The sequence below is a fragment of the Streptomyces sp. NPDC002790 genome (assembly GCF_040295505.1).
GTDB lineage: Bacteria > Actinomycetota > Actinomycetes > Streptomycetales > Streptomycetaceae > Streptomyces.
The window spans coordinates 1-10,896 of sequence record NZ_JBEOVM010000159.1 but is presented as its reverse complement, the minus strand read 5'-3'; the positions used below and the strand labels follow the sequence as shown (position 1 = coordinate 10,896).

The window sequence follows — 10,896 nt, the reverse complement described above, 5'->3', positions numbered from 1 at the left end:
GGCCCCGGCCGCGGGATGCGGGCGGGGCCTCGGCGCACGGACGGGAGGAGTGGCTACTTCTTCGGGAGCCAGTTCTTCCACGTCGAGTGGTGGGTGTCGACCCACTTCTTGGCCGCCGCCTCCGGCGTGAGCTTCTTGTCGGCGATGAGGAGGGAGACCTGGTTCTGGTCCTCCGTCGTCCACTTGAAGTTCTTCAGGAGCTGCGCCGCCTCGCCGCCGTTCTTGGCGAAGCCCGTGTTGAGGTACTTCTGGAGCGGCGTCGTCGGATAGGCGCAGGTGATCTTCTTCGGGTCGGCGTCGCAGCCCTCCTTGTACTTGGGCAGCTTCACCTCCGTCATCGGCACCTGCTGCGTCAGCCACTGCGGGGTGTACCAGTACGACAAGAACGGCTTCTTCTGCTTGGCGAACTGCTTCATCTGCGTGATCTGGGCGGCTTCCGAACCGGCGAAGACGACCTGGTAGTCCAGCTTCAGGTTCTTCACCAGCGCCGTGTCGTTCGTGACGTACGACGGGGAGCCGTCGATGAGTTGGCCCTTGCCGCCACTCTCCGCCGTCTTCAACTGGTCGGCGTACTTGTTGAGGTTCTTCCAGTTGGTGACGTCGGGGTGCTTCTTCGCGAAGTACGTCGGGACGAACCAGCCGATGTGTCCTGTGACACCGAGGCCGCCGGCCGGCTGGATCGTCTTCTTGTCCTTGACGTAGCGCTGCACCTGGTCGGGGTGGCCCCAGTCCTCCAGGATCGCGTCGACGCGGCCCTGGCTGAGGGCGTCCCAGGCGGGCACCTCGTCGACCTGGACCGTGTCGACCCGGTAGCCGAGCTCGTGCTCCAGGAGGTACTGGGCGACCGCCACGTTGGCCTGTGCGCCGACCCAGGACTGGACCGAGAGGGTCACCGTCTTGGCGCCCTGCGCGTTGGCGTACGGGGAGGCCTGCTTGGTCATGTCGGCCGCGCCGCAGCCCGTGGCCGTGAGGAGGACGACCGATCCCGCAACCGCCGTGAATGCCCTGCGAGTTCGCATGTCGATTCGCATGTCACGCCTCCTTTCCGGTGCTCGTACGGCGTCCCGTCGGCTGCGTCACCCGGTCCAGCATCAGGCCCAGGCAGACGATCGCGGCGCCCGCGACGAGGCCGGTGGCCAGGTCGCCCTGCGCGAGGCCGAACACCACGTCGTAGCCGAGCGCGCCACCGCCGACCAGGCCGCCGATGATGACGACGGCGAGGACCAGGACGACGCCCTGGTTGACGGCGAGCAGCAACGCCGGGCGGGCGAGCGGGAGTTGGACCTGCCGCAGCTGCTGCCACGTGGTCGCGCCCATCGAGCGGGACGCCTCCATCGCGGCCGGGTCCACCTGTCGCAGCCCCTGTGTCGTGATGCGTACGACGGCGGGGAGCGCGTAGACCACGGCCGCCGCGACGGCCGGGGCGCGGCCGACGCCGAAGAGGGCGACGACCGGGATCAGGTACACGAACTGCGGCATCGTCTGGAACACGTCCAGGACGGGGCGGAGCAGCCGTTCGATGCGCTCGCTGCGGGCCGCGCCGATGCCGACCGCGACGCCGAGGACCAGGGTGACCAGGACCGCGGCGATGACCTGCGACAGCGTGTCGAGGGACGGCTTCCACACTCCCAGCACGCCGATCGCGGCCATCGCGAGGACCGCGGTGAGCGCGGTGCGCCAGGTGCCGATCAGCCAGGCGAGCGCGGCGACGATCAGCAGCACCGACCACCAGGGCAGCCAGGTGAGGCCGTCGCGCACCGGGTTGAGGACCCCCGTGGTGAAGTGCGCGGCCCAGTCGGCGGTGCCGCCGATGTACGGGACGCCGGTGTAGAGGTGGTCGGTCATCCAGTCGACCGCTTCGTTGACCGACGTGGAGATGTTCACGACCCAGGAGTCGGGCCAGTCGAGGCGGTCCACGAAGCGGGCCACCAGGGCGACCACCACGGTGCCGAGCGCGACCACGCCCCACTTCCACGGGGCCGGCGCCGTGTCGTGCGAGCCCATCCGCGCCCCGGCCGCGGCCGTGACCCGGTCGAGGACGACGGCGAGCAGCACGATCGGGATGCCGGCCGCGAGCGCGGCGCCGACATCGACGGAGGCGAGCGCCTGGTAGACGCGGTCGCCGAGGCCGCCGGCTCCGATCACGGAGGCGATGACGGCCATGGACAGCGCCATCATGATGGTCTGGTTGAGGCCGAGGAGGAGCTCGTTGCGGGCCAGCGGGAGGCGGGCGGAGAGCAGCCGCTGGCGGGCCGTGGCGCCGAGCGAGGTGACCGCCTCCATCACGCCCGCGTCCGCGGAGCGCAGGCCGAGCGCGGTGAGGCGGGCCATCGGCGGGGCGGCGTAGACGACCGTGGCGAGTACGGCCGCCGGGACGCCCATGCCGAAGACGAGGACGACCGGGAGCAGGTACGCGTACGCCGGGAGCGCCTGCATGGTGTCGAGGACCGGACGCAGTCCCCGGTACATGGTGTCGCTCAGGCCCGCGGCGAGGCCCAGCAGGGCGCCGACGATCACCGAGGCGAGCACGGCGATCACCATGAGCGCGAGCGTCTGCATGGTGGGCACCCACATACCGAGGGCGCCGCATGCGAGGAACGCAATCACGGTGGACGCGGCGAGGCGCCAGCCGGCGACGCGCCAGGCGATGAGCCCGGCGCCCGCCGTCACTCCGGCCCAGCCCGCGGCCAGCAGCACCAGGTAGACGGCGCGTACGGAGATGACCACGGCGTTGCTGATGTAGCCGAAGAAGTACAGGAACAGCGGGTGGCTGTCCCGGTTGTCGATGATCCAGTCCGTGGCGTCGCCGAGGGGTTCGGCGAGGTCCACGGTCAGGGCGTGCGGCCAGGTCCCGTTGTGCCACTTGGCGATGGCCAGCGGAACGAGGATCGCCGCGGCGACAACAAGCAACACGATCTTGCCCAGGGGACGGTTACGCCAGAGGGCCCGCGGCCGCTCCCCCGCACCCTTGGCCGAAACGGCCGTTACGGCGGTAGCCATCAGTCGGTCTCCGTGCCCTCGGTCTTCCGGTCACCCGGGGCGGGGGCCTCCTCATCGGCACCCTCGTCCTTTTCAAGCCCCTGCGGCGATTGAGCAGGCCTTTCAAGCCCCGCCGGCGAATCGGGCTTTTCAAGCCCCTGCGGCGATTGAGCAGCGGGGTCCGGGGCGGAGCCCCGAGGCGTAGGACCGGTGCCGGGCTCAGGACTCACACCCGCCACCACCCCCAGCAGGCGCTCATGGTCGACGACGCCGACACACTCCCCGCCCTCCACCACCCGCACCGCAAACCCGCTGGAAGCCACCGCCTCGATCGCCTCCGAAACCGTCGCCCCCGCCCCGATCGACGGCCCCCGATCCGCCTCGTCCGCATCCGCGGGCCGCATGACCCTGCGTACGGTCATGACCTGCTCGCGCGGCACGTCACGGACGAACTCGCGGACGTAGTCGTCGGCGGGCGCGCCCACGATCTCCTCGGGCGTACCGAGCTGCACCACGCGACCGTCGCGCATCAACGCGATCCGGTCGCCGAGCCGCAGCGCCTCCTGGAGGTCGTGCGTGATGAAGACCATCGTGCGGCCCTCCTCGCGGTGCAGGCGCACGACCTCCTCCTGCATGTCCCGCCGGATCAACGGGTCGAGCGCGCTGAACGGTTCGTCGAAAAGAAGAACCTCCGGGTCGACGGCCAACGCCCTCGCCAGCCCGACACGCTGCTGCTGACCACCGGACAACTGCCCCGGACGCCGCGCCTCCAGCCCCTCCAGGCCCACCTTCGCGACGACCTCCATCGCCTTCGCGCGGCGCTCCGCACGCCCCATGCCCTGGATCTCCAGGCCGTACGCGACGTTGTCGAGGACCGTGCGGTGCGGGAGGAGCCCGAAGTGCTGGAAGACCATCGCCGCGCGGTGCCGACGCAGTTCGCGCAGGCGGGACTTGTCCATGCCGCGGACGTCCTCGCCGTCGATCTCCAGCTGTCCCGACGTCGGCTCGATGAGCCGGGTCAGGCAGCGTACGAGGGTCGACTTGCCGGAGCCGGACAGGCCCATGACAACGAAGACCTCGCCCCGCTTCACGTCGAACGACACATCGCGCACGGCGGCCGTGCAGCCGGTCTTCGCCCGCAGCTCGGCGGCGCTCAGGTCCGCAAGCTCGGTCTGCTCCGGCACGCGGTCGGCCTTCGGTCCGAAGACCTTCCACAGATTACGTACGGCGAACACGGTCTCGGACCCGGAATCGGTCCGCTCACCGGCATCCACAGGAGACACAGTCGTACTCATCACGCATCACCACCCAGGAGTTCGGCGCATTTCTCCCCGACCATGAGCACCCCGATCATCGGGTTCACCGCGGGCATCGTCGGGAAGACGGACGCGTCGGCGATACGAATGGATTGCAGCCCGCGGACCTTCAACTGGGGGTCTACCACGGCGAGTTCATCGCCCGCAGCACCGATGCGGCAAGTTCCCGCGGGGTGGTAGACGGTGTGCGCGACCTTGCGCGCGTACTCGCTGAGCGCCTCGTCGTCCGTGACGTCGGGACCGGGGCAGACCTCGCGCTTGAGCCAGCCGGCCAGCGGCTCGGTCCTGGCGACCTCGCGGGCGATCTTGATGCCGTCGACGAGGGTCCTGCCGTCGTAGTCGTCCTCGTCCGTGAAGTAACGGAAGTCGAGGGCGGGCTTGACCTCGGGGTCCGCACTGGTCAGGTAGACGCGGCCGCGGCTCTTCGGCTTGGGGATGTTCGGCGTCATGGACACCCCGTGCTCCGGCTGCTCGTAGCCGAGGCGCTCCGGGTTGTCCGTGAACGGGATTTGGTAGAAGTGGAACATCAGGTCAGGACCGGAAGCGGCCGGGTCGCGCTGGATGAACAGGCCCGCGTCGGAGTCCATCGCGCTGTTCTCGGGGATCGGCCCGTTCGTCTCCCAGACGATGACCGACTCCGGGTGGTCGAGCAGGTTCTCGCCCACGCCCGGCAGATCGTGCAGGACCGGGATGCCGAGGGCCTCCAGGTCCGCCTTCGGGCCGATACCGGAGTGCATCAGCAGGCGCGGTGTGTCGACGGCGCCTGCGCACACGAGGACCTCGGTGCGCGCGGAGATGAGCTTCTCCACACCATCCTTGCCTCGCACGCGCACGCCGCGCGCCCGCAGCCCCTCGTCCGAGGCGTCGAACTCCAGCTTGTACGCCCAAGTCTCAAGGAGGAGCGTCAGGTTGGGGCGGTCGCCCGCCTCCATGTGCGGGTGCAGGTACGCCACGGACGCGCTGGAGCGCTTGTTGTTCTCGGGGTGGTACGAGAGGTCGAAGAAGCCGACGCCGTCCTTGAACGGGCCCTTGTTGAAGCCCTCGACGCGCGGCACACCGGTCGCCGCCTGAGCGGCCTCGACGAAGTCGCTCGCGATCGCGTTCCGGTCCTTCGCGTCGACCGGGACGATGTTGTTGCGCAGCTTGGCGAAGTACGGGTCCATCGCCTTGTGGTCCCAACCCTCGGCGCCCGCCGCCGCCCACTCGTCCCAGTCGCCGGGCAGCGGCTTGAACGAGATGAGCGTGTTGTGCGACGAGCAGCCGCCCAGCACCTTGGCGCGGCTGTGCAGGATGTGCGAGTTGCCGCGCGGCTGCTCGGTGGTGGTGTAGCCGTAGTCCAGGTCGCCGCCGAGCAGGCCGAGCCAGCGGCGCAGCGTCAGCACGTCGTCGCGGTCGATGTCGCTGGGGCCACCCTCGATGACGGCGACGGTGACATCCAGGTTCTCGGTGAGCCGTGAGGCAATCACCGACCCCGCGGTGCCACCACCGACGATGACGTAGTCGTAGGTGCTTTCAGACATTGCTCTGCTCAACTCCAAGTAATCCGGCTGCCTTTGCAGCCCGCTGGCAATTCCGGCCCAGCGGAAATTCCAGCCCCGCCGGCGTTTGAGGCGCGGGGTCCGGGGCAGAGCCCCGAGTCGTTCAGGAACGGGTGGGCGAGGTCAGCCCGCGAACCACCGGACGGGCTTGGGCGCCAGGTTCTGGTACACGTGCTTGCTCTCCCGGTACTCGGCGAGCCCGGCGGGGCCCAACTCGCGCCCCACACCGCTCTTCCCGAACCCGCCCCACTCGGCCTGCGGCAGGTAGGGGTGGAAGTCGTTGATCCAGACGGTGCCGTGGCGCAGGAGGCGGGCCATCCGGCGGGCCCGGCCCGCGTCGGTGGTCCACACGCCGCCCGCGAGGCCGTACTCGGTGTCGTTGGCGAGCGCCACGGCCTCGTCCTCGGTGCGGAACGTCTCGACGGTGAGGATCGGACCGAAGGTCTCCTCACGGATGACGCGCATCTCGCGGTGGCACTGGTCGAGGACGGTCGGCTCGTAGAAGTAGCCGGTGGCGGGCCGCGCCTCGGACGCCTCGGGGCGCTTGCCGCCGCAGCGCAGCACGGCACCCTCGGCGAGCGCGGAGGCGACGTAGTCCTCGGTCTTGGCGCGCTGCGGCTCGCTGACGAGCGGGCCGCACTCGACACCTTCCTCGGTGCCGCGGCCGAGGCGGATCTTCTCGGCGCGGCGGGTGAGTTCGGCGACGAAGCGCTCGCGTACGGACTCCTCGATGATGAGCCGGGAGCCGGCGGAGCAGACCTGGCCGCTGTGGATGAACGCGGCGTTGAGCGCCTGGTCGACGGCGGTGTCGAAGTCCTCGTCCGCCTCGCACGCGTCGGCGAAGACGACGTTCGGGTTCTTGCCGCCGAGTTCGAGGGCGACCTTCTTGACGGAGACGGCCGCGGCCTGCGCGACCTTGGTGCCGCTGATCAGGCCGCCGGTGAAGGAGACGAGGTCGACGTCGGGGTGGTCGGCGAACCGGGCGCCGACGGTGGCGCCGGGTCCCGTCACGATGTTGGCGACGCCCTGCGGCAACCCGGCCTCGACCAGCAGCTCGACAAGGACGACCGTCGTCAGCGGCGTGATCTCGCTCGGCTTGATGACGAAGGTGTTGCCCGCGGCGAGCGCCGGGGCGATCTTCCAACTCGCTTGCAGGAGCGGGTAGTTCCACGGCGTGATCATGGAGCAGACGCCGACGGGCTCGTGCACGACGACGCTGTGGATGTCGTCGGACCCGGCGTCGACGACGCGGCCCGCGCCCTCGCCGATGACGAGGTCGGCGAAGTAGCGGAAGGCGTCGGCGACGCAGTCGACGTCGACGCGGCCCTCCTCGACGGTCTTGCCCGCGTCCCGGCTCTCCAGGAGGCCGATCTTCTCGCGGTCCCGGACGAGCAGGTCGGCGACGCGACGCAGCAGGGCCGCGCGCTCGGCGACGGGCGTCGTCGGCCACGGGCCCTCGTCGAAGGCCTTGCGGGCGGCGGCGATCGCGGCGTCCGCGTCCTCGGTACCGCCCTCGGCGATCACGGCGAACGGCTTGGCATCCGCAGGGTCGAGGATCTCGCGCGTGGCCCCTGCTGCGGCCCCGCGCCACTCTCCGTCGACATGGATGGTGTTCTGTACTGACACGACCTGCTTCGCCTTCCGTTCCGGGAATGTCCCCCGAGCACCGCAAACGCCCTTTCGGCGCTCTCTCCGGTGACGTCGGAAGCCCCTGCCCCGGCGCATGGCAAGCATGCCCCCACAGCGACGAAAGTGCGCTGTGTCACGACACCGCGCGGGAGCGGGCGGCGACGCTGCGTGAGAGCGGGCGGCGGCGCCGTGTGAGAGGGGTGCCTGCCGCCCGCGTCCGCTCACTCCTGTGCGAACCGCGACAGCGCGGTGGCGAGCCGGTCCCGCTGCCCGGGCCACTCGGACTCCGGGGCCGCGACGAGCACCGCGTACTGCGTGCCGTCCTGCGCGGTGAACGAGAAGTCGACCACCTTTCTGCGCGCGCCCAGCTTCTCGCTGTCGTACGCGTAGACGAGTTCGGCCGCGTCGTCGGTGACCTCTTCCGAGGCTCCTTCGGGAGCCGATGTCTCCTCCAGTGAGACCTCCTCGTACCCGTCCTTCGCCAGTCTGGCCTCGAGATCCCCGGCCGCGACCCGGAGCGATTCGAGCGGTGTGGTGTCGGGCTCCGTGATGGTGAAGACCTGGATGAGCGAGGACTCGTCGGGGGACGTGTAGAACACGCCCTGCTTGCTCTCGCTGCGGTCCCAGCCCTCGGGCACGGCGAGCGCGAAGCCCGCCGCGTCCGCCACCTGCCGGTAGCCGGCGGGGAGCTCGTCGTCCGACGAACCGGTGGGTGTGGGTGTGGGAGTCGGAGTGGGCTCCGGGCCGGAGCTGGTGGGCGCCGCGGACGTCCCGGTCGGCTTCGGATCCGGTCCGGGCTCCTCCCCGCGGCCGAGCAGCACCACCGTCGTCGCGACGGCGGCGCCGAGCACGGCCGCGCCCACCAGCACGAGGGCGAAGCGCCGGGTGCGGCCGGGCGCCGGCGCGGGCGGGCCCGGCATCTCGGGTCCCGGCCAGGGCTCCGGGGGTGCGTACTCCGGCCGGGGCGGGGGCGGCGACGACACCGCGCCGGGGCCCGAGCCCGCCTCCTCCCAGCGCTGGGTCTCCTCGTTCCAGTGGCGTCCGCTCATCTCAGGTTCCCCAGCATCGCGGCCACCGTGCCGGCCGACGAGAGCAGCGAGACGACCGCCTGCGAGTCGCCGAGCAGCGCGCGCAGCCGCTCGATCCGGCTCGCCGGGGCGCGCCCGGTGCGGGTGATCTCACCCTCCGTCTCGGCGAGCTCGGCGTCGAGGGTGCGCAGCTGTCCGTCCTCGTCCCGGAGCCGCGGCAGGTCCGCGCGGAGCGCACGCACCGCCTCGAGCAGCTCCCGCATCACCTCGTCGTCCTGCGGTGCGCTGTTCGTGTGGCTCTCCGCGTGGGCGTGGCTGCCGATGGCGAAGGTGCTGCCGTGGACGTCACCGATGGAGACCGAGGGCTCGTCATTCGCCGCCATGGTCGTCGGTTCCCTTCTCTTTCTGGGTGGCGCCGTCAGCCGCTCCCGACGTCGCGCGGGCGTGCGAACCGACGGCGAAGGTGGAGTCCTCGACCCGGTCGATGTTCACGCCGCCACTGCTGATGTTCACGATCTTCTGGACGAACTCGCCCGTCTGGTAGCCGGATTCGGCGAGCGCGTGGAGCACTCCGTTGGCGATGCGGTCCTGGATCGACTTGAGGTAGCGCTCGACGTCCATCTGCTGGAACTGCGAGCCGGGGCCCTCCGAGCCGAGCTCACGCACCGACACGGCGGGGCCGTCCGGCAGCGCGCTCCCGTGCCCGCCGGTGAGCACCTGCCAGCCGTACCCGACCCAGCGGCCGATGGTGACGAGGGAGCGCACCGGAGAGCCGGCCACCCGCGCGAAGGCCCAGGCGGCCTTGCCGAGCGGGTTGTTGTGGCGGAACTGGTGGGCGGTGCGGTCCGCGTTCTGGAACGGCTCCCGCACCGGGGCGAGGACGTGCGGCGCGATCTCCAGCATCAGCATCCGGCCCTGGGTGTGGACGCGGACGAAGACCGTGACGACCAGCTCCTCCTCCCAGCCGCCGACCCGGATCCGCAGGAAGTGCCGGCGCTTCTCCGCGCCTTCCTCGACGGACCGCGCCCGGTGCTCCTCGTAGGCCTCCGGCTGGTAGGGGGCGTCCTCCCGGTGCGTGAGGCCCTCGGCGGGCAGGAAGACGCACTCGTCGATCTCCAGCCGGCGCAGCCGGTCGCGCACGGTGGTGCCCGCGAACTCGGCGGGCAGCCGCAGCTGTTCGAGCAGCGGGCGGATCTGCTCCAGGATCTTCCGGTTGTTGAGCGGCTGCTGCTTCTTCATCCCGTCGGGCCGCAGCTCTACGGCGAGGGTCCAGGTGTCGACCGGTGCGCCCGCCCCGCAGAACGGCCGGACCGCGTGGTACATGATCAGCGGTGCGTGCTGCTCGACCCTGATCCGCCGCTTCACCCGCTGGAAGCGGGTCCCCTCGGCGCTCTCCGCCGGGTCGGCCGTCGCGTCCCCGAACCGCGCCTCGGACAGCTCGGCGCCGAGTGCGCGGGCGAACTGGCTGCGCTGGGCGCCCACGCACGCGGCGATCAGAGCGAGCAGGAGCAGCGTGAGCCAGCCGTTCAGGGTGTCGTCGGAGCCGGCGCCCTGGGGAATCATCCAGCTCAGGAAGTCGGGCAGGATGTCGTACAGGGCCGAGCGGGTCTCGTAGGAGGCGCTGTCGTACTGGTCCTCGCCACCGCCCAGGACCATGGACACGGTGGTGAGCAGCAGCATCGCCAGCAGGAGCCGCCCCCACCAGCGCACGTACCAGGCGACCACCCGGCGGTAGACCGGCGGCCGCTCGCCGGGCCCGCGGATCCAGACGCCGAGCGCGAGCAGCGCGGAGGGCAGCAGGAACACGAGGATCCAGTAGCCGGTCAGCGGCAGGCCCACCACCCACAGGCCGAGCACGGCCCAGGACCAGGCCACTTCGATGCGTCGGGCGCGTAACGCGTGCGCGAGGACGCGGGCCGCGTCGAAGCCGAGCGAGGGGGCCACGATGCGCTGCTCGTACAGATGCAGCTGTTCGATGACCCGGTCCCGGTAGCCCTGGTCGAGATAGGCGCCGGCGCAGAGCAGCCGGGTGGCCTCGCTGGCGTGCGGCGGTTTCGCGGGCGGGGGCGGCCCCACCGCCCCGACGTCGGCCTCGGACGGCGACTGCTGCGGTACATAGGCGGTGCTCACACGACTCCCCCGATGCCATCGATGATGACTGTTCGAACTGCCCGTTCTCGTGCGGCAGTTGATGAAGGAGAAGCATAGGACGTCACAGTGACAAGCAGAACTGGATACTCCGCGTGATGTGCGTCGGGTGTGTGAGGGTGCCACGGAAAAGCGGCCGCCCCTCGGACATCAGGATGTCCGAGGGGCCGGCCCCCCGAGGCGAACGGAAACAAGAGGGCCCCGCCACCCCCCGCCGCCCGCACGGCCACCAACACCAGCAACGACCCCACGAAGGCC

At 70.8% G+C, this 10,896-nt stretch carries 8 protein-coding genes; all 8 read right to left on the bottom strand.

What is annotated here, in order from left to right; genetic code table 11:
• Window positions 1-53 precede the first annotated feature (53 nt).
• The 8 genes from ABT004_RS34235 to ABT004_RS34200 all read right to left on the bottom strand — a co-directional run bounded on the left by ABT004_RS34235 (window position 54) and on the right by ABT004_RS34200 (window position 10,620).
• Window positions 54-1,019, bottom strand: a complete 966-nt coding sequence (locus ABT004_RS34235; protein WP_451189821.1) for an ABC transporter substrate-binding protein — start codon at window positions 1,017-1,019, stop codon at window positions 54-56.
• Between the two features lie 13 nt (window positions 1,020-1,032).
• Window positions 1,033-3,000, bottom strand: coding sequence for an ABC transporter permease (locus ABT004_RS34230; protein WP_351344977.1), 1,968 nt, complete (start codon window positions 2,998-3,000; stop codon window positions 1,033-1,035).
• Entirely contained in the window at window positions 3,000-4,274 is a 1,275-nt protein-coding gene (locus ABT004_RS34225; RefSeq protein WP_351344975.1) for a quaternary amine ABC transporter ATP-binding protein, read from the bottom strand. Before ABT004_RS34225 ends, ABT004_RS34230 begins: the two co-directional genes overlap by 1 nt.
• Window positions 4,274-5,815 carry a GMC family oxidoreductase gene (locus ABT004_RS34220; RefSeq protein WP_351344972.1) on the bottom strand — a complete coding sequence of 514 codons (1,542 nt, stop codon included), beginning with the start codon at window positions 5,813-5,815 and terminating at the stop codon, window positions 4,274-4,276. Before ABT004_RS34220 ends, ABT004_RS34225 begins: the two co-directional genes overlap by 1 nt.
• Window positions 5,816-5,956: 141 nt before the next feature.
• Window positions 5,957-7,459: an aldehyde dehydrogenase family protein gene (locus ABT004_RS34215; RefSeq protein WP_351344969.1), complete on the bottom strand. Its 1,503-nt coding sequence runs from the start codon at window positions 7,457-7,459 to the stop codon at window positions 5,957-5,959.
• A gap of 224 nt (window positions 7,460-7,683) precedes the next feature.
• The gene (locus ABT004_RS34210; protein WP_351344966.1) at window positions 7,684-8,511 is read right to left on the bottom strand and encodes a serine/threonine kinase C-terminal domain-containing protein; all 828 of its coding nucleotides are present in this window, start codon (window positions 8,509-8,511) and stop codon (window positions 7,684-7,686) included.
• Window positions 8,508-8,873: a hypothetical protein gene (locus tag ABT004_RS34205; protein ID WP_351344963.1), complete on the bottom strand. Its 366-nt coding sequence runs from the start codon at window positions 8,871-8,873 to the stop codon at window positions 8,508-8,510. The genes ABT004_RS34210 and ABT004_RS34205 overlap by 4 nt, the downstream gene beginning before the upstream one ends.
• Window positions 8,860-10,620 (bottom strand): AbeC-like domain-containing protein, encoded by a 1,761-nt coding sequence (locus tag ABT004_RS34200; protein WP_351344960.1) that lies wholly within the window; start codon window positions 10,618-10,620, stop codon window positions 8,860-8,862. The genes ABT004_RS34205 and ABT004_RS34200 overlap by 14 nt, the downstream gene beginning before the upstream one ends.
• Between the last annotated feature and the right edge of the window lie 276 nt (window positions 10,621-10,896).